23 protein-coding genes (1 of these 23 running past the window's edge) are annotated in these 24,618 nt (G+C 51.7%); 8 read left to right on the top strand and 15 right to left on the bottom strand.

Annotation, left to right across the window (positions count from 1 at the left end):
- The 4 genes from HMPREF1508_RS09390 to HMPREF1508_RS09375 all read right to left on the bottom strand — a co-directional run bounded on the left by HMPREF1508_RS09390 (position 1) and on the right by HMPREF1508_RS09375 (position 4,448).
- Positions 1 to 1,353 (bottom strand): sensor histidine kinase, encoded by a 1,353-nt coding sequence (locus HMPREF1508_RS09390; RefSeq protein ID WP_049906970.1) that lies wholly within the window; start codon positions 1,351 to 1,353, stop codon positions 1 to 3.
- Positions 1,350 to 2,027, bottom strand: coding sequence for a response regulator transcription factor (locus tag HMPREF1508_RS09385; RefSeq protein WP_044961440.1), 678 nt, complete (start codon positions 2,025 to 2,027; stop codon positions 1,350 to 1,352). Before HMPREF1508_RS09385 ends, HMPREF1508_RS09390 begins: the two co-directional genes overlap by 4 nt.
- A 104-nt stretch (positions 2,028 to 2,131) precedes the next feature.
- Positions 2,132 to 2,806: a GTP pyrophosphokinase gene (locus HMPREF1508_RS09380; protein WP_044961438.1), complete on the bottom strand. Its 675-nt coding sequence runs from the start codon at positions 2,804 to 2,806 to the stop codon at positions 2,132 to 2,134.
- Between the two features lie 193 nt (positions 2,807 to 2,999).
- Positions 3,000 to 4,448 carry an alanine/glycine:cation symporter family protein gene (locus HMPREF1508_RS09375; RefSeq protein ID WP_044961436.1) on the bottom strand — a complete coding sequence of 483 codons (1,449 nt, stop codon included), beginning with the start codon at positions 4,446 to 4,448 and terminating at the stop codon, positions 3,000 to 3,002.
- A 323-nt stretch (positions 4,449 to 4,771) separates the two neighbouring features.
- On the opposite strand from HMPREF1508_RS09375, the gene HMPREF1508_RS09370 reads away from it, so the two are divergent.
- Positions 4,772 to 6,454 (top strand): phospho-sugar mutase, encoded by a 1,683-nt coding sequence (locus tag HMPREF1508_RS09370; protein ID WP_044961434.1) that lies wholly within the window; start codon positions 4,772 to 4,774, stop codon positions 6,452 to 6,454.
- A 242-nt stretch (positions 6,455 to 6,696) separates the two neighbouring features.
- Here the strand turns inward: HMPREF1508_RS09370 and uidA are convergent, their stop codons facing one another.
- From uidA to HMPREF1508_RS09355, 3 genes are all read right to left on the bottom strand, one after another.
- Positions 6,697 to 8,550, bottom strand: coding sequence for a beta-glucuronidase (gene uidA, locus HMPREF1508_RS09365; RefSeq protein ID WP_044961432.1), 1,854 nt, complete (start codon positions 8,548 to 8,550; stop codon positions 6,697 to 6,699).
- Between the two features lie 74 nt (positions 8,551 to 8,624).
- Positions 8,625 to 8,987, bottom strand: a complete 363-nt coding sequence (locus HMPREF1508_RS09770) for an NINE protein (protein WP_049906969.1) — start codon at positions 8,985 to 8,987, stop codon at positions 8,625 to 8,627.
- A gap of 121 nt (positions 8,988 to 9,108) precedes the next feature.
- The gene (locus tag HMPREF1508_RS09355; protein WP_044961430.1) at positions 9,109 to 10,602 is read right to left on the bottom strand and encodes an MFS transporter; all 1,494 of its coding nucleotides are present in this window, start codon (positions 10,600 to 10,602) and stop codon (positions 9,109 to 9,111) included.
- 400 nt (positions 10,603 to 11,002) lie between these two features.
- Here HMPREF1508_RS09355 and HMPREF1508_RS09765 point away from each other — a divergent pair, with 400 nt between their 5' ends.
- Both HMPREF1508_RS09765 and HMPREF1508_RS09345 read left to right on the top strand, forming a co-directional pair.
- Positions 11,003 to 12,196 (top strand): helix-turn-helix transcriptional regulator, encoded by a 1,194-nt coding sequence (locus HMPREF1508_RS09765; RefSeq protein ID WP_049906968.1) that lies wholly within the window; start codon positions 11,003 to 11,005, stop codon positions 12,194 to 12,196.
- A gap of 191 nt (positions 12,197 to 12,387) precedes the next feature.
- The gene (locus HMPREF1508_RS09345; protein WP_044961468.1) at positions 12,388 to 13,767 is read left to right on the top strand and encodes a sodium-dependent transporter; all 1,380 of its coding nucleotides are present in this window, start codon (positions 12,388 to 12,390) and stop codon (positions 13,765 to 13,767) included.
- Between the two features lie 197 nt (positions 13,768 to 13,964).
- Here HMPREF1508_RS09345 and HMPREF1508_RS09340 read toward each other — a convergent pair whose 3' ends face one another.
- The 6 genes from HMPREF1508_RS09340 to HMPREF1508_RS09315 all read right to left on the bottom strand — a co-directional run bounded on the left by HMPREF1508_RS09340 (position 13,965) and on the right by HMPREF1508_RS09315 (position 18,853).
- Positions 13,965 to 14,609: an ABC-2 transporter permease gene (locus tag HMPREF1508_RS09340; protein ID WP_044961429.1), complete on the bottom strand. Its 645-nt coding sequence runs from the start codon at positions 14,607 to 14,609 to the stop codon at positions 13,965 to 13,967.
- Positions 14,606 to 15,457, bottom strand: a complete 852-nt coding sequence (locus HMPREF1508_RS09335) for an ATP-binding cassette domain-containing protein (protein ID WP_044961467.1) — start codon at positions 15,455 to 15,457, stop codon at positions 14,606 to 14,608. The genes HMPREF1508_RS09340 and HMPREF1508_RS09335 overlap by 4 nt, the downstream gene beginning before the upstream one ends.
- 5 nt (positions 15,458 to 15,462) lie before the next feature.
- Positions 15,463 to 15,834: a GntR family transcriptional regulator gene (locus HMPREF1508_RS09330; RefSeq protein ID WP_044961427.1), complete on the bottom strand. Its 372-nt coding sequence runs from the start codon at positions 15,832 to 15,834 to the stop codon at positions 15,463 to 15,465.
- A gap of 182 nt (positions 15,835 to 16,016) precedes the next feature.
- The gene (locus tag HMPREF1508_RS09325; protein WP_044961426.1) at positions 16,017 to 17,513 is read right to left on the bottom strand and encodes an ABC transporter ATP-binding protein; all 1,497 of its coding nucleotides are present in this window, start codon (positions 17,511 to 17,513) and stop codon (positions 16,017 to 16,019) included.
- Between the two features lie 3 nt (positions 17,514 to 17,516).
- The gene (locus tag HMPREF1508_RS09320) at positions 17,517 to 18,245 is read right to left on the bottom strand and encodes an energy-coupling factor transporter transmembrane component T (RefSeq protein ID WP_044961424.1); all 729 of its coding nucleotides are present in this window, start codon (positions 18,243 to 18,245) and stop codon (positions 17,517 to 17,519) included.
- The gene (locus HMPREF1508_RS09315) at positions 18,242 to 18,853 is read right to left on the bottom strand and encodes an MptD family putative ECF transporter S component (RefSeq protein WP_044961422.1); all 612 of its coding nucleotides are present in this window, start codon (positions 18,851 to 18,853) and stop codon (positions 18,242 to 18,244) included. Before HMPREF1508_RS09315 ends, HMPREF1508_RS09320 begins: the two co-directional genes overlap by 4 nt.
- Positions 18,854 to 19,056: 203 nt before the next feature.
- Between HMPREF1508_RS09315 and HMPREF1508_RS09310 the strand changes: the two genes are divergently transcribed.
- Entirely contained in the window at positions 19,057 to 20,025 is a 969-nt protein-coding gene (locus HMPREF1508_RS09310) for a helix-turn-helix domain-containing protein (RefSeq protein WP_044961420.1), read from the top strand.
- A gap of 97 nt (positions 20,026 to 20,122) precedes the next feature.
- Positions 20,123 to 20,608 (top strand): acyl-CoA thioesterase, encoded by a 486-nt coding sequence (locus HMPREF1508_RS09305; RefSeq protein WP_044961418.1) that lies wholly within the window; start codon positions 20,123 to 20,125, stop codon positions 20,606 to 20,608.
- A 247-nt stretch (positions 20,609 to 20,855) separates the two neighbouring features.
- Here HMPREF1508_RS09305 and HMPREF1508_RS09300 read toward each other — a convergent pair whose 3' ends face one another.
- Positions 20,856 to 21,263, bottom strand: coding sequence for a hypothetical protein (locus HMPREF1508_RS09300; RefSeq protein ID WP_044961417.1), 408 nt, complete (start codon positions 21,261 to 21,263; stop codon positions 20,856 to 20,858).
- Positions 21,264 to 21,646: 383 nt separating this feature from the next.
- Positions 21,647 to 21,976: a cupin domain-containing protein gene (locus HMPREF1508_RS09295; RefSeq protein WP_049906967.1), complete on the bottom strand. Its 330-nt coding sequence runs from the start codon at positions 21,974 to 21,976 to the stop codon at positions 21,647 to 21,649.
- A gap of 257 nt (positions 21,977 to 22,233) precedes the next feature.
- Here HMPREF1508_RS09295 and HMPREF1508_RS09290 point away from each other — a divergent pair, with 257 nt between their 5' ends.
- The 3 genes from HMPREF1508_RS09290 to HMPREF1508_RS09280 all read left to right on the top strand — a co-directional run.
- Positions 22,234 to 23,166: an ABC transporter ATP-binding protein gene (locus HMPREF1508_RS09290; protein ID WP_044961416.1), complete on the top strand. Its 933-nt coding sequence runs from the start codon at positions 22,234 to 22,236 to the stop codon at positions 23,164 to 23,166.
- Positions 23,156 to 23,929, top strand: coding sequence for an ABC transporter permease (locus HMPREF1508_RS09285; protein WP_044961415.1), 774 nt, complete (start codon positions 23,156 to 23,158; stop codon positions 23,927 to 23,929). Before HMPREF1508_RS09290 ends, HMPREF1508_RS09285 begins: the two co-directional genes overlap by 11 nt.
- Before the next feature lie 8 nt (positions 23,930 to 23,937).
- Positions 23,938 to 24,618, top strand: part of the annotated coding region (locus HMPREF1508_RS09280; protein WP_156923223.1) for a TetR/AcrR family transcriptional regulator (this coding region is incomplete at its 3' end). 58 nt of the annotated region lie beyond the right edge of the window; 681 of its 739 annotated nt are in view.

The raw sequence follows: 24,618 nt of genomic DNA, 5'->3' as shown, positions 1-24,618 counted from the left end.
CTAGATCCGCACAATAAAGCGGATATTTCCGTCCTTATAGTCCGCCCGGATGGATCCGCGGAACTGATCCACAACGATCCCCTGGGCCATGGACAGGCCGATCCCGTAGCCCTCCTTCTCGGAGGAGTGGGAGCTGTCCTCCCGGTAGAAGCGGTCAAAAAAGCGATTATAGTCCACATTTGCCCCCTGGGCATAGGTATTCTCGACAACCAGATGCGCTCCTCCCACCCGGTTTCTCCTGCGCAGGGAGACGACAATGCGCCCCTCGTCGTCGCAGTATTTGGCGGCATTGTCCACCAGAATATTGACCAGCTCCTTGGCCAGCTTCTCTTCCGCGTGGACGTGAACGGCGGGATTGACCTTGAGTACCAGGGCCTTATGCTGCTGTTCTACAACGGGCCGGTAGGACTCCGCCGCGTCGGTCACCACAGTAGACAGGTCAATATCATGCAGCTTGATCCGCTCCTGTTCTCCCATGCGGGTCAGGGTAATCAGGTCCGCGACCAGGTCGCTGAGCCTGGCCGACTGCTTGCGAATCGACTGGGTCCACTCATTCTCGCCCTTCATCATCTCAAGCAATTCCGCGTTGGCGGAGATAATCGCGATCGGGGTCTTTAACTCATGTCCCGCGTTGGTGATGAACTGCTTCTGCGCCTCATAATTGCGAATCATGGGGTCGACAGCTCTTCTTGAGAAGGCGACTAAAAGGGTGATGATCAAAAAGGCCAGTACCCCGCTTCCAATAATCGAGAGGATCAGAACAGACCGGACCGAGTCATGATAGTTGCTGGCGTCTAAAAAGACCGTCATGGTGGACCCGTCTTCGTAACGGCTGATCTGATACTCATAGGTGGCAAGTCCCGATACAATACTCCCTCTGCTGCTTTCCTTTTTCAGCACCATAGCCGCGAACTTGCGCGCGTTTTCCTCAGACACTTCCGCGATATAGCTGCGGTTGGTCTGCGTAATCTGTCCGTCGGATCCTGTCCAGACCGTGAAAAAGCGGGTCTGCAGCAGGCTGTCACGACTCATCTGAATATGGTGATCTCTCTGGAGCACCAGGAGAATATTGTCCGCAATAATACTGAGGCCGCGCCGGATGACGGACCCTCCGCTCTCCTGGTCGCCATCCGCAGTGATTACTTCCACCGATGTCCCCCCGGACTGGTCGCCCTTCTCAGCGAGATCGGGCAGGGTTCCCCCGGACTGGGTCAGATAATTGAGAACCAGATGGGCCTCATGAATATTTCTATAGTAGTTGGACACATTGATCAGAAGCAGAATCACTGTCATGACCAAAAGGACCGCCGCTGTCGCCGATCCGATAAAGCGCCTCTTTAGCTTCTTGATCATGCAGATACCCTCTCGTGAATCCGGTAGGATCCTCCCTCGTCACCCTCAATGGCGACCTTGCCTGTAATCGCGTTGAATTTCTGACGCAGATAGGAAATATAGACCCAGACCAGCCCGATATCCGCCTCCTGATCATCCTTCCAGATTCGCTCAAAGATCTGCTCTGTTGAGACGTCCTTGCCCACGTTCTGCAGGAGATATTCCAGCAGCTTCGCCTCCTTGGGAGCTAGTCGGATGGCATTCTGCGCCCGTATTTCCTGCTGCTCCACATCCAAAGTCACATCGGCAATGGTCAGGTTCTTGGGAGAGAAGTCCTCATTTCTTCTGGTGAGAGAGCGGATTCTGGCCAGGAGTTCTCCCAGGGCAAAGGGCTTGGTCAGATAATCATCGGCCCCGGCATCCAGTCCGTCGATCCGGTCTTCTACCTCTGCCTTGGCTGTCAGAAGCAGAATCGGCGTCTTATCTCCTCCCGCCCGGATCTGCCTTAAAGCCTCAACTCCGGTCATCTTGGGCATCATGACATCGAAGACCAGGCAGTCGTAAGTTCCCTCGCAGGCAGCCTCAAGGGCCGCCTGACCATCGGCGACGTCGACCACCTCATAGCTGTTCATACGCAGAGCCGTCACCAGGACACGGCGCATCTCCTGCTCATCTTCCGCAACCAGCACTTTCATGGCCTTCCTCCTTGCTTTGTCCCGACCTTCCGTCCGCTGATCCGCGCGCTAATCGCCCGGCCACGAACCTCCGGCTGTATATTCTCCAGACCTTCTCCGAATCTTCAGTCACGGTTCTTGGCGTTTTCATGCCGGATCAGATCGCGAATGGTCTGCATTGTAACATCACAGGAGGCCAGCTCATCGGCGCAGCGCTTTAACTCCGTCTCGATCAGCCTAGCATTGCCGGACACTCCCTGCTTGTAGCTGATCTCATGCTCCAGAGCGGCCCAGGAATCCATCGCGATGGTTCTCAGCTGAATCTCCACATAGAAGTGACCCGGGCATTCCCCGTCCACGTCCATGTAAGGTTCCTCCACATCCAGGATCACATGATAGCTGCGGTAGCCATTGCCCTTGGCATGGCGGACATAGTCCTTCTCCTGAATGATTTTCGTCTGGTCCCAGGAGCGGATGCAGTCCAGATTGGCATAGATGTCGTCGCGGAAGCCACAGACGACACGGATTCCGATGGCGTCTGTCACTTCCCGCAGGGCGGAATGGGCATTGATGGGCAGACCCCGCATGGCCAGCTTTTCCCGCATGCTCTGATCCTCTTTGATGCGGCCGTCCAGATGCTCGGCGATCTTGCCCCCGTGTACCTTCTCATACTCCCTCTGAGAGCTGCGAATTCGATGGAAAACATCCTCCATCACCAGGCGCAGGGTCTCTTCGTATTCTCCGTAAATACTCTCCCGGACCGGACCTTCCTCCTCTAAAATAACGTTCTCTTCTTCCATATTTATCGTCCTGTCACCCCACGCCCCCGGCGCAAAGCTTTCAATGTTTTGTCAAACCATCAGGGAAAAGCGAAGACTCCGGCTTTCATCTGAGTCCCGCATGCAGCTATTATAACAAAGAATGGAATCTCATGAATTTGTCGCCGCGCAGGTCCTCTTACGCAAAAATTCTGCCCTTGTGTTAATCGCGCCATTACTTGTCCGTGGAATCTGCAAGCTCCTGCTTTTTGTGCTTTCCCGCGGCAAAGAAGTCCCGGGTCTCCTTTACCACCACCCCGCTCAGAGCAAAAATAGCAATCATATTTGGAAGCGCCATCAGGCCGTTGAAGATATCGGCGATGGTCCAGACTGCGGACACAGTCATGTAGGGGCCGATGAAGACGGCCAGAATATAGAGCCAGCGATAGGTCAGGATAACCCTTCTGGAATTACCGGACAGGTATTCCAGACAGCGCTCCGAATAATAGTCCCATCCGAGGATGGTCGTAAAGGCAAAGAAGACCAGACAGAGCATGAGAACGAAGGAGGATACGACCGGCGCGAAGGGGAGCCCCTGATTAAAGGCATAGGTCGTCACCTGGACTCCCTCCAGGCCCGGAATCTTATAAGCCCCCGTCAGGACAATCGAAAGTCCGGTCATGGTGCAGACGACAATGGTATCAATAAAGGTTCCGGTCATGGTCACCAGTCCCTGGCGCACCGGCTCATGCGTCTGCGCGGCGGCGGCGGCGATGGGGGCGGAGCCCAGTCCGGCCTCATTGGAGAAGATTCCGCGGGCAACTCCCATCTGCATGGCAACCAGCATGGAACCCACGGCTCCTCCGGTTACGGCGGAGGGATTGAAGGCCCCCTCTACGATAACCCAGATTGCTGTCGGAACCTCTCTGATGTTGCAGATTAAAAGCATAAGGGCGAAGGCAATATAGATTAAGGCCATAAAGGGGACGATGATCTGCGCGACAGCGGAAATCCGCTTCAGGCCCCCGATCAGAACCAGAGCCACGAAAAAGGCTAAAAGCAAAGAGGCGATGACAACTGCTACCGAATAATCGCCCAGGCCCAGGAAAGAAATGTGGATGACATTCGCATTATTGGGATCAAAGAAATTGTGGATGGCAGTGGCGATTCCATTGACCTGGGAGAAGGTCCCGATCCCGAATAGGCCGACACAGACGCCGAAGAAGGCAAACAGCTTGGCCATCCAGGTCCAGCCCCTGCCCATTCCGTTCTGGATATAGTAAAAGGGGCCGCCCAGGGCGTGGCCGTTTTCATCGACCGTGCGGTATTTGATCGCTAAAAGCCCCTCCGCGTATTTGGTCGCCATTCCAAGAAAGGCCGCCAGTTCCATCCAAAAAAGGGCTCCCGGGCCTCCCATGCCGATGGCGGTCGCGACACCGACAATATTTCCCGTTCCGATGGTGGCCGACAGGGCCGTGCAGAGGGCCGCGAAGGAAGAAACCTCTCCCTTGCCCCCCTCCTCGTTTCTGACCATCCACTTCAGAGCCAGGGGGAGGCGGCGAACCTGCAGGAGCCCCAGTCGAATCGTCAGCCAGAGGCCGCCGGACAGGATCAGCAGCATCAGGGGCAGTCCCCAGATCAAATTGTCAATGGTTTTCAGATTCTGGTTGATCACATGCCACATAAATCGTACTCCTCACTTGACCGCACCCGCAATTTCTTCTCCAACGAACTGTTTCTCTGTTGCGGACATTTCTTTCTCTTACGCGTACACTCTCACAAGAATAGCGGACATGCTTCATCCGGTCAACTTAAAAATACCTGCAGAAGCGCATGAGAATCAGGCGCCCTCCCTTTACTTTGCCCCTTTTCTTTCCTATACTGACCTTAGTTACTGACCTTAGTTTCGGTGTGTCTTTGAGGGCGGCTTACATCTGTGCTTTTTCGCCCGATTTATGTCGACCGACAGGATCCACGCTCCGCTTACATCGAAGAAAGAAGGCTTATATGTATCAGGAAGAATATCAGCGCTGGTTGACCGCAGACCTGGAGGATCTTGATCTCAGGCGAGAGCTCCTGTCCATTCAGGGCAAGGACGAGGAAATCAAAGACCGCTTCGCCGTATCCTTGAAATTCGGCACAGCCGGCCTGCGCGGGGTTATCGGCGCAGGTACGAACCGCATGAACATCAAGCTGGTTGGACAGGCCACCCAGGGCCTGGCCAACTGGGTGAAGACCCAGGGCGGGAACCAGTCCGTGGCCATCTCCTATGACAGCCGCATCAAGTCCGATGTCTTCGCCAGACGGGCAGCCGCTGTTCTTGCGGCCAACGGAATTAATGTCTTCATTTACGACTCCCTCATGCCGGTTCCGGCCCTGTCCTTTGCGACCCGATACTATGGCTGCAATGCCGGCATCATGATCACGGCCTCCCACAATCCCGCTAAATACAACGGCTACAAGGCCTACGGTCCTGACGGCTGCCAGATGACCGATGACGCCGCCGCTATTGTATATGAGGAAATCCAGAAAACAGATATCCTGACCGGAGTTTCCTGCGATTCCTTCGCAGCCGGCGTCGCGTCCGGCAAGATTCAATTCATCGGCGATGACTGCAAAAAGGCCTTCTATCAGGCGATTGAAGAGCGACAGGTTCGCCCGGGTCTCTGCAAGTCGGCCAGTCTCAAGCTGGTCTACTCCCCCCTCAACGGGACCGGCCTGGTTCCTGTCACACAGGTTCTGTCTGACATCGGCATTGAGGACATCACGCTTGTTCCCGAGCAGCAGTATCCCAACGGTTACTTTACCACTGCCCCCTATCCCAATCCCGAGATCCGTCAGGCCCTGTCCTATGGTCTTGATCTGGCGGAGAAGGAAGGGGCTGATCTCATGTTAGCCACGGACCCCGACGCCGACCGCGTGGGAATCGCCATGCGCTGTCCCGACGGATCCTATGAGCTGGTCAGCGGCAACGAGATGGGCGCCCTGCTCCTCGACTACATCTGTGCCGGCCGAATCGAGAAGGGCACCATGCCAAAGGATCCCGTCGCCGTCAAGTCCATCGTCTCCACCCCTCTGGCGGACGCTATCGCCAGCCACTACGGGGTCGAGATGCGCAGCGTCTTAACCGGCTTCAAGTGGATCGGCGATCAGATCGCAGGTCTTGAAGCCAAGGGAGAGGTTGATCGCTTCATCTTTGGCTTCGAGGAGAGCTATGGCTACCTGGCCGGCCCTTATGTCCGCGACAAGGACGCCGTCATCGCCTCCATGCTCATCTGTGAGATGGCTGCCTACTACCGGAGCATCGGCTCCTCCATCAAGGAGCGTCTGGAAGAGATCTACCGCAGCTACGGCCGCTACTTGAACCAGGTGGATTCCTATGAATTCCCCGGCCTGTCCGGCATGGACACCATGGCGCGGATTATGGATTCTTTCCGGTCCGCTCCCCCCAGGGACTTCGCCGGAATTGCCGTGACAGCTGTCCACGACTATGAGAAGAGCGAGGAGACGGGTCTCCCTAAATCCAATGTCTTAATCTATGAGTTGGAGGATGGTTCCAGCCTTGTCATTCGTCCTTCCGGCACCGAGCCCAAGATCAAGAACTACTTTACCACCAGGGGCAAAGATCTGGCTGAGGCTCAGGCCAAGAAGGATCTTCTTGCCTCCGCCATCCGCCCCCTGATGAAATAGGATTGGCTTCCCGCAAGTCCTGTCAATAAAACCAAATTGAAACCCCCGCGAAGCCTGATCATCAATCAGGCTTCGCGGGGGTTTTTTCTTAATTCATGACCAACGCATGATCACCGAGCTCTCGCGCGGTGCGTATTTCCTCATATTTTACAATGGAATATCGCCAGGTTACCTTCCACCGTCCATGACAACGGAGTATTCTCAATGCACGTATTCAATCATCGCCCGACGACTGGCTTTCGTCAATCCTTGTAATCAAAGTCGGGAACCGCATGCCAGCGGTCGCGGAAGAAATGGGCCGCCAGCTTGGGCTTGCGGTCTCTGGTGAAGAGCCCCTTCTTATTGCCCTGGATACGAAGCATGCTCTGAGAAGTCGCAAAATCCGCAAAATTCCAGACCTGCTCTCCAGTGACACAGGGGTAATCATCCATAACAGCCAGGTTCATCTTGTAGTAGTCCAGCTGATATTCCTCCGTGTACATGACAGGCGTTGTATCATGCATGCCCATCACCGTATCAGCGCCAAACTCCGTGAAGACAACCGGCTTTCCCAGCTTCTCCCACTGATCCATCTCCGCTCTCATCTGCTGTGCCGACCATTCCAGATCAGGCGCGCCGAAATACCAGCCATAGTAGCGGTTGAGACAGATGACATCGGACAATTGAGCAGAAACATCCGTATCAGGGCCTCCGGCCATCTGCACGGATACTAAGGTGACAGGCCGCTTCTGAGGATCCAGTTCCCGTGCCAGATCAAAGAGAGGCTTGAAGTATTCATATGCCCCCTGACCGGATGAATCCGGTTCATTGGCAATCGACCACAGGACAACGCAGGCGTGATTCTTGTCACGGGCAATCAGATCGCGAATGACCTCCCTGTGATGCTCCTGGGTCTTCACTCCATGCTCCGGGTCGAAGGTTCCCACCTTCTTGCCTCCGAAATTGGCTCCGCCGCCAAAGAGGTAATTGATTCCGACTGCCGTAGTCTCGTCGATCACAACGATTCCCTCCCGGTCACACTGGCGCATCATCTCTTCGGAATAGGGATAGTGGGAGGTGCGGAATGAATTGGCTCCCTGCCATTTCATAATCGAGATATCCCTGGTATTCATTGCCAGATTGATGCCGCGGCCATTGGGAAAGGTATCCTCATGCTTGCCGTAACCCTTGAAGTAGAATTTGCAGCCATTGATCAGGAAACGGTTGCCAACCACCCTGACCGTACGGATTCCATAAGGAAGTTCATAGATATCTTCTCCATAGCTGACCCGAATCCTGTAGAGATAGGCGTTCAGAGGCCTCCACAGTCTGGCCTGCTCAAGGATAAGCTGGCCTGACAGACCATTTGCATCGGCAACCTTAACCCCTGTTTCATCAAAGAGTTCCACAAGGGCGGCATCCGCCAGAGCCTGATCCTCCTGACCGCCAACGGCAACCGTATAATTCAGAAGCGCTTTTCCCCCATCCGCAATCGGCCTTGTTCCATCTTCCCCGTCAATCTGACTGGTCACAGTCAGATCTGCAATATACTGTCCGGGCGTCGTGTAGATGCGAACGGTTCGGTTAAGACCCGCGTAATTGAAGAAGTCAAAGTTGGGTCCCGGATGCTTGGGCTCTGGAGAAGCTCCCAGATTGCCGCCCAGCATATTGCCTGTCATCCCGACCGGCAGAGTTGTATTGTCAATAAAATTATTGATTGCCACGGTCAGAAGGTTATCCTCTCCCGGCTTTAAGAAATCACTGATTTCTGTCTCGAAGGGAAGAAATCCTCCCTGATGCTCTGCGATCAACCGCCCGTTCAAATAGACATTGGCATGATGGGTAGCCGCGTCAAAACGCAGCATGACTCTCTGCTTTGTCATGAAGGCCGGAAGTGAGATCCTGCGCTGATAGAAGACCCAGCCACGGTAATCGCGGAAGTCGCTTCCATCCTTGAGATCATTAAACGACGCAGGTACCGGCATCGTCATGGGATCCTCCAGCGGTTTTTCATACCATTTCTCAGCAAATCCCCTCTCCTCGGGGTCTAACTGAAAGTCCCAGATTCCGGCCAAATCTTCAACCAGACGGGATGGAGTCATGATAGGATACAACATAGTTACCTCTTTTCTTACACAATTTTCTTTCTGTTTCTGTGGAATCAATCCCCACTGACTGCAGTTGACCTGCGCTAAATCAGAATGCGCCCCTCCGGATCCGCCTGCCTGGGCAGCGCTTCCATCCAGTCCACCAGACCAAAAGCCAGCGGCAGTCCAGTCCAACAGAGGGCAAGATAGATCAATCCCCGCACCGGATGATGGGCATAGAACTGGTTGACGCCAAAGACAGATAAGAGACAGAGCCAGAGATAGGTCTTGCGCCGCACCGGATTCCTGCTGACATGCCTGTCTTTGAAGGTATAATAACGGGCTGTCCAGCGCTCAATCAGTCCTTGCTTGTCCTGGATGCCATGCTCTTTCTTCAGAGCCGCCAGCTCCTGCTCTAAGCATACCAGTTCTCCGACCTCAGCCTGGGTCAATCTTCTCTTAGCCACTGCCTTCTCCTCTCTGTCCGCCTCTATTTCAGCCTTCGTATCCGAGAATGACACAAAAGCTATCGGCCCTTACAGACACCTGAACCAGCAAATGCGATTCTGCCTCTCTCCCTGATATCGGTCAGGAACCCGCCTGAACCGTTTTCTTCTCTTCCTTGATCTGGGCGATCTGTCTGCGAACTTCCTCCATTTTCTCCGCCGTCAGAGGATAGAACTTCATGGCAATCAGGTTGCAGATCAGTCCGCAGACAATCAATCCGTACATGAGGAAGACGCCGACCACCTTCAGTTGCAGACTGTAAGGTGTATCTACATCCGGCATCACATCCTTAAAGCCAATCGCCGCCAGGCAGATGGAAGCGATAAAGGGCGCAAAAGACGATACCAGCTTGTCCACAAAGGAAAAGAGCGTTCCCATCAATCCGGGTACATATTTTCCAGTCCGATAGGTCTCGAAATCCGCGCAGTCTGCCGTCATGGGAATGACAATCGATCCTGCCACATTCTGAAAGCCGCCGGTGAAAATGGTCAGAACCAGAAGTGCAACTGTGAAGAAACTGAATCCGACAAATCCCTTATTTCCAGGCAGATTCAGAGTTTTGGGATCTCCCAGCATCCAGAGAGCAATCAGAGCGATATTTCCGAAAAGCGCCAGCCAGCTGGAGGTGACCATTGCTCTGCGCTGCCCAAACTTCGTCGCGATATAGCCCAGACCGAGGAAGATAAAGATAATGTTTCCGATCGCCGTGTAGAGAGAAAATGTCCCTGACAGAGCGTAATTGCCGGCCACCACACCAAACATAATGGTCGTCACGGCAGCGGTCTTGGCTGTCGCCCCCAGTTTGTCCGTGGATGCAGCCAAAACCAGCATCTGGATGGCCCGGTTGTGCCGGATCGTCTCAAAATAGTCACGAAAAGTGACCCGAATGGCCTGCCCCGTCCCATAGTACTTCTCCTGATCTTTGGGCCAGATGGAGATGACCGCGATTACCGTAAAGACAGCGGAAACAGATGCCACAATCATCCAAAGCTCCTTATAGAGCATAATATCCTTGGTGAAGCCCCCGTACTTCTTGGCCAGACCAGCTATGAACATCTGTCCCCCCGAGAAGAGAATCAGGTTATAAATCGCATCAAAAACCGAGAACAGAGGTCTTTGCTTTGGATCATTGGTCAGGCAGGTCTGCGCGGCTTTGGTGACAACACACTGGCAGGTATAGCCCAGATAGTAGATGCAGTTGACTACGATAAACCAGCCTACCCGCAGGGCTCCTGCGGGAATCACAGGAGTTACAAAGATCATCAGAAAGGCGCAGAAGGCCAGGACAATATTGCCAATCACCATAAAAGGACGATTTTTCCCCAGCCTGCCGTTGGTCTTATCCAGCAGATAGCCCACAAAAGGATCCGTGACCCCGTCCCAGATACGCATAATCATGGAAAAAGATCCGGCCAAAACAACTCCCAGGCCAACCCATCCGTTAATGTAATAGGCAATAAATGACATGAGCAGCAACCAGATATTGGTCGCCGTATTATTGAGGGCAAAACCACCGATCCTCCAAATCGGCACACGATGGATTCCTCCCTCACGATCATACTTGCTGTTTCCCATTCTTTTCTCTCCTTTTCCATATGCGGTTCTAAATGCGACGCAGGTCTGCAGGATTTCTTCCCCCTCAGCAGACCCAACTTCCTTTCTTATTATTGAAAATATCGGTTCTGATAATCTATAACGAAATTTTTCTTTTTGCTATTTTTTGTAAATATCCTTATATTTAAATCAGGCTGTTGGAGGGTTTAAGACTTGAAGATGCTTGAAGTATTTGAACTCTTTAGTGAAAAGCTAAGTTGAAGGCCTATCTATAGCTTTGTCCTGAGGCTGGATTCTCCAGACTTCATCTTGAGTCTTGTTCTGAGACCTTATCCTGGGAATTCATCCTGAACCTGTCTTGAGACCTATCTCTGGCTTTATCTCAATTCCCGGATTCCCCTGATCGGAGGTAGAAGCAGCGATGTTTGAAACAAATCTTCTCAATCTCTTCTTTGACTTTTTAGACCGACTGGAAATCCGCCGCCGCATTCTGCATGCCCCTTACCAATGGGATGACAGCTACGACTTCTCCTTCCGCCAGAATCTGGGCCTGGCCATGAAGGACTTCGACCGCTTCTTCTCCTGTCCTGACCAGCTCTGCGTCATCACGGATGAGCTCAACTGCCACTATCTGGTTTTCCCTCTCCCCCGGGGCCGCCATCTATTGGCAGGGCCATATCTGACCCAGTCCCCGGACTTTCTTCATATGCAGCAGCTGGCCACCCGACTGGGAATCAAGGATGACAGGAAGATGGATCTCTCCTCCTTCTATATCCATTTCCCCAGGGTTCTGGAGCGAGGGGAATTCGAGTCCTTCCTGCACGCCTTTTCAAAATCCTATCTTGGTCGGGATGATTTTACGCAAATTCGCCTTCCTCTGAGTCTTCCCCGGCCAACCGATCTCCTCTCCGTTCAGGGACGCAAGACAGAACAGGCTGCTTTCTCCCTGCTGGAAGACCGGTATGCCAAAGAGGCGGAAGGCCTGCGCTATATTACAGAAGGCAATACTTCAGCTGCCGAAGCGGCATTTACCGACCACGTCTTTGACAGTCTGGAGAATCGCGCCCCCTCCAGCTTGCGCAGCAGCAAGAACTATCTGATCGTATGCAATACGCTCTTTCGCAAGGCTACAGAAGCCGCCGGCGTTCACCCCTACTATCTGAATGAGATCTCCCGCAAATTTGCTATCCGTATTGAGAACATGCAGGAGCTCCCTCAAAACTATTCCTTTCGACGAGACATGATTCACCAGTACTGCAACCTGGTACAGAGCCATCGGGGCGGCGGCCAGTCTGAGCTGATCAGCCGGGTCAACAATTATATCGACGCAAACCTGGACGGAGATCTGTCTCTGCAGTTCATCGCCAACTACTACTCTGTGAACAAGTCCTATCTGTCAACCCGTTTCAAAAAGGAGATGGGGCAGACCTTAAGCTCTTATATCCTTGACCGCAGGCTCGATCGGGCTATCTACCTGCTCAACATCGACGCCGGCAGTATTCAGGAGATCGCTGTCGCATGCGGCATCCCGGACCTGTCCTACTTCACCAAGCTCTTCCACCGTGAGAAGGAAATGACTCCAAGCCAGTACCGAAAGATCATCCGATCATCCTGAGTCCCCTGTGTTCTGAGGCTCTGCCTGTGTTCCACTACCTGAGACCGCGTCAATGTCCTTCCAGCCTTCCTTTCCCGCTGGCAAAGTGCTATGATATGTGCTAATTGTTTGCAGAAACACCTGACAATCCCCCTGTGATTTATCACATGGGATTTGATATCCTGTCATTCAAAAGAATTGGAAAAGAGGTTATGAACATGAACAATCAACGCTCCAATTTTTCCGGCAAACTGGGCTTTGTCCTGGCCGCTGCCGGTTCCGCTGTCGGCCTTGGAAACATCTGGCGTTTCCCCTATCTGGCGGCCAAGTATGGCGGCGGCATTTTCCTGCTGATTTATCTGATCCTGGTGGCCACCTTCGGATATGCCATGATTGTCTCCGAGTCCGCCATCGGACGCATGACCCAGAAATCCCCCGTCGGCGCCTTCAATATCCTGGGCAAGGGCAAGGGGCATGGCTTCTTCTGCTTCGGCGGCTGGCTCAACGCCATCATCCCGATCATCATTGTTCCCTACTACTCCGTGATCGGCGGCTGGGTCTTCAAATACCTCTGGGAGTATCTCACCGGCGGCGTACACCGCGTTGCGGATGATAACTTCTTCGCTGGCTTTATCTCTAACTCTGTTTCGGCTGAATTCTGGTTCATCCTCTTTACTCTGGTGACGATTGGAATTATTTTCGCCGGCGTAGAAAACGGCATCGAGCGCGTCTCCCGTATTATGATGCCCCTTCTGGTTCTTCTGGCTGTGATTGTCTCCATCTACTCCGTCACCAGACCCGGGGCCATGGAAGGCGTGAAATATTTCCTGATTCCTGATTTCGCCCACTTCTCCTGGATGACCATCGTAACTGCCATGGGACAGATGTTCTACTCCCTCTCCATCGCCATGGGAATCCTGATCACCTTCGGCTCTTATATGAAGAAGGAGGTCTCCATTGAGGGTTCCACCTCCAATGTTGAGATCTTCGATACGGCGATCGCGATTCTTGCAGGCCTGATGATCATCCCTGCTGTCTTCGCCTTCTCCGGCGCGGACGCGGCCGCAAATCTCAAGGCCGGCCCCTCCCTCATGTTCATCATGATTCCCAAGGTCTTCGATTCCATGGGACTGGGCCAGTTCGGCGGCATCGTCTTCTTCCTCCTGGTTCTTCTGGCCGCGATCACTTCATCCATTGCCTTGGCGGAGTCCGCCGCCTCTACCTTCCAGGATGAGCTTGGATGGGGACGCCGTAAGGCGACTGTTGTTGTCGCTGTCATCATGCTGGCCCTCGGCAGCCTCTCCTCTCTGGGCTTCGGTGTTCTCGGCAGTATCAAGATCATCGGCATGGACTTCCTTGATTTCTTCGACTTCCTGTCCAATTCCATCATGATGCCCATCGCCGCCTTCGCCATCTGTATCCTGGTTGTCTATAAGGTTGGCGTTGACCGGATTGCGGAGGAGGTTACAGTCTCCGGCAAATTCCGAAGACGTAAACTCTACAATTTCGTCATCAGATATGCCGCTCCCCTCTTTATCATTATCATCCTGATCTCATCAATCCTGAACGCCTTCGGCATCGTCAAGATGTAAGCGCAGCTACGAGCAGGGTAGACACAACAATCAAAAAGCACCGCCGACCGAGCTTGCTCGGGAAGGTGGTGTTTTTTGATTGTTGTAAGTTATCCGGCGACAGCCGGATAACGAAAGATTGCGAAGCAATCTTGAGTCTACCCGTGGATAAAAACGGTCTCCCGACCGAGCTTGCTCGGGAAGGCGGTGTTTTTTATTTAAAACTCCTTGTCCTTCATAATTTTAACACTTACTCTCATGGATATCAGAAACAGGATCCAGGCTACAACCATCGCAAGAGCGGCCAGCCCGCCTATACTCATCCTGGAGAGACTGTACTTCACATTTGCCACAAGCATGGGAACCGCTTTTGCAGCCACAATCCATATCGCGGAAAGGGCCCCAAATGCCCCGATCAGAGCAATCCTTCCCATCTCACCGCCAAATTTTAGCTGAAATGGTATGGAAGCCGCCTGTATGACAATCACGGCAGAAAGAATGATCAAGGCAGCCGGCATAACATCAGAAATGTTCACTGTCCCCTTCCATATGCTGACACAAATGCCAAAGACAATTGCAAGAAGCCAGGCAACACCGCAAATTAAGAATGTGAGCAAATATTTTTCAGTGACATAATTTGCGCGGCTGACAGGTAATGTGAACAGAAAGGCGTTCCCATTGTCCAGCGCGTCATAGCTTATCGTGCTCAGTACAAACAGGGACGAAATAAAGGACATAAAACCAATCGCAAATGTCGTGTTTCCGTAGAAAACTACATTGACGACAGAAATCGTAATCATGATGATAAAAAAGAGCTTTTTCTCTTTCATCATCTTAAAATCTTTTATCAAGAGTCCCATCATAATTTCTCCCCTCTTATCATCATCAAAATCACTTCATCTATTGTTCCCTGATCAATCGCCACTTCCGGATAGTTTTCAATATAATACTGCTTCTGTCTGGTCAGACAGCTGTATCCATAGGCTTCCTTTTTAAAACGCAGAATATATTGTTTATCTATTTGGGAAAATTGTTCCTCTGTCACCTTCAGCAGGGTATAATCACTCAGCAAAACATCCGTATCTTCATGCAAAATCACTTTCCCCTCGTGAATCATATAAATATCGTCACACAGGGTCTCCAGGTCGCTTGAAATGTGCGAGCTGATGAGAATAGACCGCTCCTCATTCTCTTCCATAAATTTCCGCAGCATTTCCAATAATTCATCTCTGGCGATGACATCAAGCCCCAAGGTCGGCTCATCCAAAATCAACAATCTCGCATCGTGGGAAATTGCTATCAGCACCTTCAGCTTAGCCTTCATCCCCGTTGAAAAGTCATTGATTTTTTTATCCGTCGGCAATTGGAATCTACGCGCCTGGTCCATGAAAAAGGAATCGTCAAAGCTCTTGTACAGGCCTTTCATAATCGGGATCAGGTCCTTTATCGTTAAATATCCGCCGAATCCGGAATCCGAGAGGACAACACCCAGACTTTCTTTATCCTCAGCTGTAAACTCCCGCAGATCCTTTCCGAGAATATTGATCTTCCCGCCATCCGCAGAGATCAATCCCAAAACAGCCTTAAATGTAGTGCTTTTTCCCGCTCCATTTTGCCCGATCAAACCGGTGATATAACCTCTTTTGACTTCCAAGGAACAATCCAGAGAAAAGTTCCCATATTGCTTTTTGAGATGTTCTATTTTTAGCATCGCCATCACTCCTTTAAGATCAATTCAAAAAGATCTCTGATATCCTCATCACGAATCCCACAGGATCTTCCCTTTTGCACTGCACGCTCTAAATCTCTTTCCAGTTCTTTTTTCTGCTCCTCCAGCAAAAGCTCTGTATTAATTGCCGCAACATAGGTTCCCTTCCCGTGAATTGTTATGGTAAACCCTTCCCTTTCCAGGTTGTCATATGCTTTTTTTACGGTCAGAGCGCTGATTTTTAATTCCCTAGAAAGCGCCCTTACTGACGGAAGATTGTCATTCTCCTTTAATTCTCCATTTCGTATCAGTACCTTGATCTGATCTTTAATCTGCTCGTAAAACGGCACCATCGATGATGCATTTATGATGATCTTCATTTTCCTCCTTTCTTGTTCGTAAACAGTATATAACAGTATAAAACTGTTTGCAAGAAAAATCAGATGACAACTACCTCCGGGTGCGCTAAAAAAACGCCTGCAACGCAGCAGAGCTTGCTGCAATACAGACGCGTCGTTATCTTCTTTCATGTCAATGGAGCGCACCGCGAATGACAGCGGAATCACATGTCCTTTTTCCCCACGGCAGAAAAGAAGAGCTGCCGCATCTCTTCCCTCCTGTCCGCACAGCACTTGAAATCACGGCTGATTTCACCATCGGAGAGAACAAGCATACGGCTGCATGTCCTGCATAAAAATTCATAGTCGTGCGTGACAACAAATATGATTTTTCCCTGTTTGGAAAGGCTGCGGATAATTTCAGCGACCCTTGCCATGCTTTCATAATCCAGCCCGCTGGTAGGCTCGTCAAAGACGATCAGTTCTTTTTGGCAGACCTGCCCCACGGCGACGGCCACCCTCTGCTTTTGTCCGCCGGAAAGCGTGCCGGGATGTTGTTCGGCAAAGGGTGTCAGTTCCAACGCGTCCATCGTTTCCGCGACTAAGTCCGCGTCCGGGTTCTTTATTCCGAAGGAGCATTCCGCTTCTACGCTCTCCGCAAAGAGCTCATAATTCACATCCTGCATGACCATATAGGAAATTTTCTGCCGCTTCTTTGAGGAGATACCCCTGCCATCCCATAAATAATCCCCTTTGATCCCTTTGTGCAAACCGCAAAAGGCCCGTGAAAATGTTGTTTTGCCCGCGCCGTTTTTCCCGACAAGAGCAATCACCTCGCCTTGTGAAATCTTTACATTGATATTTTCTATCACAGGCGTTTTCCTGTAGAAGAGGGAAACACCCTTCATCTCCAGCCTCGTTTCCCCCTCTTTCCCCGCGATCACGTCGGGAGTCTCCTTTTGCAGATCCGTCGCTCGAAGGCCCATGGCCCGGCGTTCTTCATCCGTCAAGGTCAAAAACTCACCGGCGGAGTAAATCTTTTTTATCTGTCCCTCATCAAATACAATGATCCGGTCAGCGATACCCATCAGATAATACAGCCGGTGTTCGACGATCAAAATGGTCTTTCCCTGGGACTTAAGCATTTTGAGATGAGCCCTTAAAGCGTCTATCGTCTCCATGTCCAGATTAGAGGACGGTTCATCCAGCAGATAGACGCGAGGGTTCATAGCGTATACGGACGCAAAAGCAATCTTCTGCTTTTCTCCTCCAGAAAGAGAAAAAATATTTCTTCCGCGAAGGTTTTCAATTTCCAGGTCCTTTGCGGAGGCAGCCACCCTGTCCTCAATCTGCTCTCCTGGCAATGCCTGGTTTTCCACGCCGAAAGCGATCTCACTGTCTGTATCCACATTGAAAAACTGCGTCCTGGGGTTCTGGAATACCGAACCGACAAGAGACGCCGTTTCATACATTGGCATTTCCGGAACACTTCGCCCATCGAGCAGAACTTCCCCCGTCAGCTTGCCGGGATAAAAATTGGGGACAAGCCCATTGACAAGACGCGTCATCGTGGTCTTGCCGCATCCGCTTTTCCCACAGAGAAGGACGCATTCCCCCTCAGCTACTGTCAAATTAATGTCACGCAGATCATCCCTTCCATGGATCCCCTCCTGCTCCCTGCGCGAGTCATACGAAAAGGATACATGCTTAAACTCAATCATACCCTACACGATCCTTCCCCAACAAAAGCCCAAAATAAGCACGCAGGCCGCAAGGACTACGGCAATCCAATCCCTTCCCCGGAACCGAATCTGGAGAAGGCTGGTACGCGGCTTTGGATTCTCTATCCCACGCGTGACTGCGGCGGCAGAAAGCTCATCGGCCGCATTGGAAGCCGTCATCAGCAAGGGGACATAAAGACATTCCACCGTCATAGCCGGATTTCTCAGAAAACCCAAAAAGGAAGGAGTCACATCCCTGAGCCGCATGGCGTCTTTGATATAAGCCCAGTCTTCACGGACTGAGGGAATATATCGAAGCATGACTGCCAAAGGAATAACCACATGATTGGGAATATGCGCCTTATTCATCGCGGTCAAAAACTCATTTACCCTCGTCGTGGAAAGAATCACACTCGCCAAAAAAGCGCAGGGGTAGACAGCGTAAAACAGGCCGAGCCATGATGTAAACACGGTATAAAACGCCCCCTTTTCAAGCGACATGACAAAAAGGGTCAGCATATAGAAGGCGCCATAAAAAGCCGCGCAAAAAAGCGACCTGCGAACTTTTCCGCTTGCGCATCCGAACAGGGCAACCGCAAGAACAAGCAGGCTCTCATACAAAAGGGAGGAGGCAATGGTTGCTGAAATCACGCACAGAATCAGTATGATGATTTTTGCGCGGGGATCAAATTGCAGACCGAAGCTCTTTTGGACACTTGCATCCCGGCTCATGCGGTTATTCCCGCCTTTTCAAATTGCTTCCTCAATAACCTGCTGCCGACAAAACCGCTGAAGAGGGCGACAAGAACCGTGCCTGCCAGCATGGTCACCAAAACCCACTGGTTGACTGATGCCGCCATGGTATCCAGATACTCCCGCGGCGTCCCTTTCTCTAGCATTCGGCTCACCCATGCCTGCGGATTGATAAAATAGGCGAGATAGGACCCGGTTCCCCCGAGGCAGAAAACAATATAAGAGACAATGTTGATTTTTATATTCTTATAACGTCTGCTCCATGCCACCAGCTCCGCCAGCACACTGCCAACCAGATACCCGATGGTCATGGCAATATGCATGCCGGTCACATAGCAGAAGATCGCCATCAAAAGTCCGGCAGTAAAGATCGGTCCGGTTTTCGGCACCTTCGCGATCAGTAAAAGATATACCGGTCCGGCAAGAAGTGATGCGCCCACCGGAAAATAGAAGGTCAGAGTCGGTACCATCGCGAATGGCCCTCCGCTCAATGTGATACAGATAAAAATGATCGCGGAAAAAACGCCAACCGTAATAAGATCTTTGACTGTAAGTTTCTGTTTCCTGCTGTTTGTTTCGCTTGCCATAACAAATGTCCTTCCTTATACGCGTACCGATTGAAATTTAGAAATCCAAGATACGCCGATAGAGACGCTGTGATAATATATTGTTAGAATCCACTAACTATAGGTATCGTATAAAGACAGGGAAAGCGAAACAATATCGTTAAGCGTTCTTCGTCCGATATGTATGATTTTATGTCTGATATGTATGATTTTGGAGTAATGACATGGAAATCAGCGAATTTTACAAGGAATGGCTTACCCGCAGCGGATTTGTTGAAAGTAAGCCTTCTCCTGACTTTGGCCCTTCCGGAAAATTGTATCTCGCTCCAGAGGACGCAGCCTGTGGATATTACTGGGTCTATGGAGAAAAGAATTTATTTGATATTAAAATCCACGATTTCTATTTCTTCGAAGACAGCTTCATATCTCTTGACACGCCGGAGTGTTTGAGCATTACCTACTATGATTCTGTGTCGGGGGAGGAGTTGACTCCCTACCGCCGATTAACCGCGGGATGTGTCAAAACCTTTCACGGAGGACACGAGACCTATAAAGCTATGATTCACAGAAATATTCCGATCCGTTCCGTTGGGATAGAGGTTTTTCCCGCATATTATGAAACATATCTGAGGGAAAGCTATCCTGATGACTACCTCCTTCCGCATGAGGCTTTCAGCCGCATCGGGCAGACGCTCGACTTCCCGGAGATGTCTCAGCTTTTGCGGCAGGTATGGGCTTATAAGGGAGAGGGCATATCGGCAAAGTTGTTCTATGAAGCCAAGGTCGCGGAAGCCGTTTCTCTTGTCTATGAGCGCGGAAAAAAATGCAAAAAAGATCTTCATGCCAGAATATCCGGTCAGGACATGGATGCCTTGAGCAGCGTCACTGCCTATATCAACGATCATTTTAATACAGAGCTCCCTCTTGCTACGCTTGCGCGAATCGCCTGTATGGGCACAACAAAGCTGAAGACCTCTTTTAAGCGCATCTATCACTGCACCATTTCCGAGTACATCCAACAGCGTCGTATGAGCCACGCGGAAATGCTCCTGACATCTACAGAGCTTGCCATTGATCAGGTTGCTTCGGCTGTCGGCTACTCCAACGCGGGAAGATTTGCGGCAAGCTTTAAAAACAATACCGGGCTGTTTCCGGCGGAATATCGCAAAATGTCGCGCAGGACAGGCGGATGATCCCATTTCAATCTTACATTTGCGGTATAATATCCCTGTCAAGCGATGGAATACCTGCTTTGCAAGTATTCCATTGTCATAAACAAGGAGGCAATTCATGCAAGAGACAAGACCCTTGCGCAGCGTGGCCTACTCCCAGGTGGAGAACATGCACGTGCTGCGCCATGAAAATATCAATGGCACCGGCAGGCTCTATGGGGGGCAGCTGCTCTCCTGGATTGATGAGACCTCCGCCACAGTAGCCCAGCGCCATTCCGGCAGAATCATCACCACAGCCTCCATTGACCATCTGGAGTTTAAGCGGGGCGCCTATCTCAATGACCTGGTCGTCCTGGTAGCACGCCTGACCTATGTGGGCAACGCCTCCATGGAAGTAGAGGTCGACTCCTATGTCGAGGACCAGCAGGGCTTCCGCCACATGATTAACCGGGCCTTTCTCACCTATGTCTCTATTGACGAGAAAGGGAAACCTGTTCCCATCCCCTACGGACTTGAAATTAAGACAGAGGCCGAACGGGCTCGCTATCAGGCCGCTCTGGCCCGCAAGGAGCACCGAATTCTCCGCAGGAGTCAGGGCTTCTGATCCGTCCGCAACAAGGCGCAATCGTTGCAAGCAAAAGAATTCCTGACTGTGAGCTGTATTTAATGGAAGGCTGCAAACATTGGCCTCAAAAAGAGCATCCGCAGGAATTTGCAAATGCTTTGCAAGGATATCTTGACAGAAGACTTATCCTTCAGCGTGAAATACCTGTGGGATAACTGTTGCCTTTCAGCTCGCAGCTTTTCCCGTCGTGTATATCGCTCTAAAAATCCTGCCGTGTGCAGCGAAATCACATAGAGAAGAATCCAAAACTCTTAAACTTAAGTTCACCATCTCCATTAAAGTGAAGATAAAGAGCTGACTTCCCCGGCTGAACCGCAATCGGGATCAGATAATTCTGCCAGTCCGGATTCCTGACCTCAAGATCAATCTCCCCCAAAACCTTCTTCCCACTTTCATCCGCTGTAACCAGAATGTATCCTGCGTACTTACCTGACAGTTCCAGATAAAGCAGATCCTGATCTGTAAATTCAAAGGAAGGGTAGCCAAGGACGCTACCCTTCTTGACATGCGCAAGCCAATTCTGTGCTGGCTCCTCTTCCAGGATCGCCGCCGGATATGTTCCGTCTCCGACAAGGGTCTCCTTCTTTGCCACACGCTCCCTGAGCGCCCCATAAATATTGTAAAATTCTCCCATCATTTTCTCCTTGTTATGTCACGAAAAGACTTACCCGCCAACCTGACTCGGATCCATCCCCTGAAGTCACCATTCCGGTTATAACCGACAGATAGCCGGATACGTTAATTATGCCATATCCTATTTCCTTGTACACGTCTCTTACGGCAGCTTTCAAAGAACATGTAAGCCGTCCCTTCGATCAGCAACCAACATTCCCATTCCAAATCCACGGATCAAAGTCGCATGTCACCGGGAGTGCCACACAAAAAGAGACCATGCCCTGGCACAGCCTCTCATCGCAAACCTATAAATTTACCAACAGGGTGAATTACCTTCACAATCGATTCTTACAGTGCCGAAATCATACTTGCGGCATTTACATCAAGCTGCAAAGAGCTCACTTACTCCTTCTCGATAACCAGGGCCATGATAAAGCGACTGTCGCCGGTGGAGAGTAAGTGCTTGCCGCCCTTATCGAACTTAAACTGATCGCCGGCCTTCAGCACATAGTCCCTGCCCTCGTAGCTAAGATTGGCCTGCCCTTCCAGGGCGAAAATCATAGCATCGCCCGGCGCCGGATGCTCAGGCAGCACAGAATTCTTATCAAATGCCAGAAGCGCGAATCTCATGTGATCGCTCTCGACGATCTTTAAGAAATTAACCTCTCCCTCTTTAAATGAAACCAACTTTGCCAGCTGAAGAACCTGACCTGCGTCAACACCATGCATCATATAGATCTCCTTTCCGGGCGAATCGACGTCCAAAAACAGAATCTGTGTTCCGCGCGGATTCTGTTGTAAATCAAATCTGTAAAGGATCTTTTCTCTCCCTTACAGGTACAATCATAGTTCATCAGAAAATCAATTCTGTTGGAATTCAAACATTTTTGGATATTTTCCATTTCTCTCTTGCTTTCTTTTGTTTACGATGTTAACATTATGGCGTCGATAAAGTTAACGATGTAAACTTGTTAGTGAAAGAAGGAATCATGAATGATACAAAAACGATCTCCCCTCTTGTGAACCTGCAAGGTGTGAGCAAGGCCTTCGGAGAACACCATGTTCTCAAAGGCATCGACCTTCAGGTACATGCGGGCCAGGTACTGGGCTTGCTCGGGAAAAACGGAGCAGGTAAGTCCACGCTCATCAACATCATGTGCGGCATGCTCCCGGCGGATGCAGGCCGTGTACTTATTGGCGGCCGCAACCCCGCGCGTCAATCTGTGGGCAAGATGATCGGCTGCGCTCCCCAGGACATAGGCCTCTACCCCGATCTCTCTGTCAGACAGAACCTCACCTCTTATGGGACCATTGAGGGGCTTTCCCTTCGCGAGGCACATACGCGGGCATTGGAAGTCATGGAACTTCTCGGCTTAAAGGCACAGGCGGATCAGGGCGCCCGCAGCCTTTCCGGCGGTCAGCGCCGCAGACTGCACGCCGGCATGGCCATCATGCACAGGCCCAAGGTCATATTCATGGACGAGCCGACCGTTGGCGCCGATGTGGAAGCGCGCTCCAAACTCCTCAAGGCAGTGCGCACACTTGCGGATGAAGGCGCTGCCGTCATCTACACCAGCCATTATCTTACCGAATTTGAGGAGCTCAATGCGGATATTGCCATACTTGATAGCGGGCACATCGTGGCGAGCGGAACACTGGATGAAATCATTCGCGGGCACGCCAGGGCATCCGTTGTTGTGCGTTTCAGCGGACAGACTCCGGCCGTTTCCGGCTGGCAGGCCACAGAGCGAGGGCTCGAGCCGGTCAATGAAGTGATTGATCCCGGTCATGCAATTGCTGCTCTGCTGGCAGACCCGGCAGTGCACGGCCTCACTGTAGACGACATTCGCATAGAGAAAGCAGACCTGCAGAGCGCCTATCTGTCCATCATCGAAAATAAGGAGAATCATCATGCAGCTTAGATATTTCACCGCAGTAACTCGACTCAACCTTCTTCAGCAGCTGAGAAATCCAGCCTCTATTTTGATTCTGACCATTGTCCCGCTGGTCATCATTCCTTTCATGGAACCCGCGTTCAAGGCTATGCTGCTGCAGGATGGCTATACCAATGTCACAGGATCTGAACAGGCGGTTCCCGCCATGGCTGTCCTCTTTGCCTTTCTGGCGGTACAGACCATCATTCAATCCTTCTTTCACGAGAAGACCTGGGGAATGTGGCCAAGACTAAAGATGTCCGCGGCATCAAAAGGAGCTCTTCTGGGCGGTAAGGCTTTCGTTGCCTATCTCATTCAGTCCGTGCAGGCGATTGCAATCATTGCCCTGGGTGCCGTCCTGTTCGGTTTTCGCCCCAAGGGCAGCCTTTGGGCACTCCTGTTGATCATACTGACTTTCTCCGCGATCCTCGCGGCGCTGGGGATTGCTCTCGCCCTGTGGACGCCGTCCGAAGAACTCGCCTTATCTCTCTCAAGTGTCATCGGAATGCTTGCCGCAGGAATCGGCGGCTCCTTCTGCACGGTCTCAAGCTTTCCCGAATGGGCACAGCCCATCTCGCGTTTCTCGCCGGCCTATTGGGCTCTTGACGCCGTACATGCGGTAAGCCTGGACGGCGCCTCGATCGCGGACATCCTTCCGCAGGTCGGCATGCTTGCCGTCTTTCTTATCGTCATCATTGGTGCTATCATACTAAATTATATGGTAAGAGGCTTTATGTCAGCACAAAAGTAGGAGCTACTATGTCAAAAGGCGAAAGGGCGGGTACTCGTATGCATATGCTCACGCGAGACGATATCATCTCTGCCTCTCTGAAACTGGTGGATGAAGAGGGTCTGAATGCCCTGTCCTTTCGCGCCCTTGGCAAGCGCCTGGGCGTGTCCCAGACGGCATTTTACCGCCATATCCCCGACAAAGCTGCCCTTCTGGACGGTGTCTCAGAGAAGATCTGGCGCCAGACTCTCGAGAGGCTTCTCGCTATGACCGCTCCAGGCGCCGAGACCAGAAGCTCCGCCGAAAGCTGGCACTCTGTCATGCTTTCCTATGCGCGTACGCTCCGCCGCACGCTCCTTGCCCATCCCAACGCCGTGGAACTCGTCCTGACACACCCCATCGCCACTGCAAGATCGTTCTCGCTGATTGCACAGGTACTCGTTGCGTTTGATGCCGCGGGCTTTCAGCATCCGGACCATATGCTAGCGCTCTTCACCGCGGTAACTGTGTACACAACAGGTTTCGCAGCAGCTGAGGCGGCTCCTCCTGCCGGCGGTGAGGTCACTAGCCCCCTGGCGGGTTTCAATGAAGCGCTGTCCTCAATGTCTCCTGCAGACAGACAGGCCCTTGAGGGTCTGGTCGGTCAGGTGATGACCGGCAGCTGGGATTTTTCCTCACAGTTCGAGGTCGGTTTGCAGGCTCTCTTGCGC

The sequence above is a fragment of the Shuttleworthella sp. MSX8B genome, from assembly GCF_000524295.1.
Lineage (GTDB): Bacteria > Bacillota > Clostridia > Lachnospirales > Lachnospiraceae > Shuttleworthia > Shuttleworthia satelles.
Note: the sequence above shows the minus strand (reverse complement) of the source record. Positions and strands in the feature narration are given on the sequence as shown.

What these genes read in the sequence shown, in the direction of transcription:
- HMPREF1508_RS09390 (WP_049906970.1), bottom strand. Translation starts at nt 1,353, where the DNA reads ATGATCAAGAAGCTAAAGAGGCGCTTTATCGGATCGGCGACAGCGGCG.
- HMPREF1508_RS09385 (WP_044961440.1), bottom strand. Translation starts at nt 2,027, where the DNA reads ATGAAAGTGCTGGTTGCGGAAGATGAGCAGGAGATGCGCCGTGTCCTG.
- HMPREF1508_RS09380 (WP_044961438.1), bottom strand. Translation starts at nt 2,806, where the DNA reads ATGGAAGAAGAGAACGTTATTTTAGAGGAGGAAGGTCCGGTCCGGGAG.
- HMPREF1508_RS09375 (WP_044961436.1), bottom strand. Translation starts at nt 4,448, where the DNA reads ATGTGGCATGTGATCAACCAGAATCTGAAAACCATTGACAATTTGATC.
- HMPREF1508_RS09370 (WP_044961434.1), top strand. Translation starts at nt 4,772, where the DNA reads ATGTATCAGGAAGAATATCAGCGCTGGTTGACCGCAGACCTGGAGGAT.
- uidA (WP_044961432.1), bottom strand. Translation starts at nt 8,550, where the DNA reads ATGTTGTATCCTATCATGACTCCATCCCGTCTGGTTGAAGATTTGGCC.
- HMPREF1508_RS09355 (WP_044961430.1), bottom strand. Translation starts at nt 10,602, where the DNA reads ATGGGAAACAGCAAGTATGATCGTGAGGGAGGAATCCATCGTGTGCCG.
- HMPREF1508_RS09765 (WP_049906968.1), top strand. Translation starts at nt 11,003, where the DNA reads ATGTTTGAAACAAATCTTCTCAATCTCTTCTTTGACTTTTTAGACCGA.
- HMPREF1508_RS09345 (WP_044961468.1), top strand. Translation starts at nt 12,388, where the DNA reads ATGAACATGAACAATCAACGCTCCAATTTTTCCGGCAAACTGGGCTTT.
- HMPREF1508_RS09340 (WP_044961429.1), bottom strand. Translation starts at nt 14,609, where the DNA reads ATGATGGGACTCTTGATAAAAGATTTTAAGATGATGAAAGAGAAAAAG.
- HMPREF1508_RS09335 (WP_044961467.1), bottom strand. Translation starts at nt 15,457, where the DNA reads ATGCTAAAAATAGAACATCTCAAAAAGCAATATGGGAACTTTTCTCTG.
- HMPREF1508_RS09330 (WP_044961427.1), bottom strand. Translation starts at nt 15,834, where the DNA reads ATGAAGATCATCATAAATGCATCATCGATGGTGCCGTTTTACGAGCAG.
- HMPREF1508_RS09325 (WP_044961426.1), bottom strand. Translation starts at nt 17,513, where the DNA reads ATGATTGAGTTTAAGCATGTATCCTTTTCGTATGACTCGCGCAGGGAG.
- HMPREF1508_RS09320 (WP_044961424.1), bottom strand. Translation starts at nt 18,245, where the DNA reads ATGAGCCGGGATGCAAGTGTCCAAAAGAGCTTCGGTCTGCAATTTGAT.
- HMPREF1508_RS09315 (WP_044961422.1), bottom strand. Translation starts at nt 18,853, where the DNA reads ATGGCAAGCGAAACAAACAGCAGGAAACAGAAACTTACAGTCAAAGAT.
- HMPREF1508_RS09310 (WP_044961420.1), top strand. Translation starts at nt 19,057, where the DNA reads ATGGAAATCAGCGAATTTTACAAGGAATGGCTTACCCGCAGCGGATTT.
- HMPREF1508_RS09305 (WP_044961418.1), top strand. Translation starts at nt 20,123, where the DNA reads ATGCAAGAGACAAGACCCTTGCGCAGCGTGGCCTACTCCCAGGTGGAG.
- HMPREF1508_RS09300 (WP_044961417.1), bottom strand. Translation starts at nt 21,263, where the DNA reads ATGGGAGAATTTTACAATATTTATGGGGCGCTCAGGGAGCGTGTGGCA.
- HMPREF1508_RS09295 (WP_049906967.1), bottom strand. Translation starts at nt 21,976, where the DNA reads ATGATGCATGGTGTTGACGCAGGTCAGGTTCTTCAGCTGGCAAAGTTG.
- HMPREF1508_RS09290 (WP_044961416.1), top strand. Translation starts at nt 22,234, where the DNA reads ATGAATGATACAAAAACGATCTCCCCTCTTGTGAACCTGCAAGGTGTG.
- HMPREF1508_RS09285 (WP_044961415.1), top strand. Translation starts at nt 23,156, where the DNA reads ATGCAGCTTAGATATTTCACCGCAGTAACTCGACTCAACCTTCTTCAG.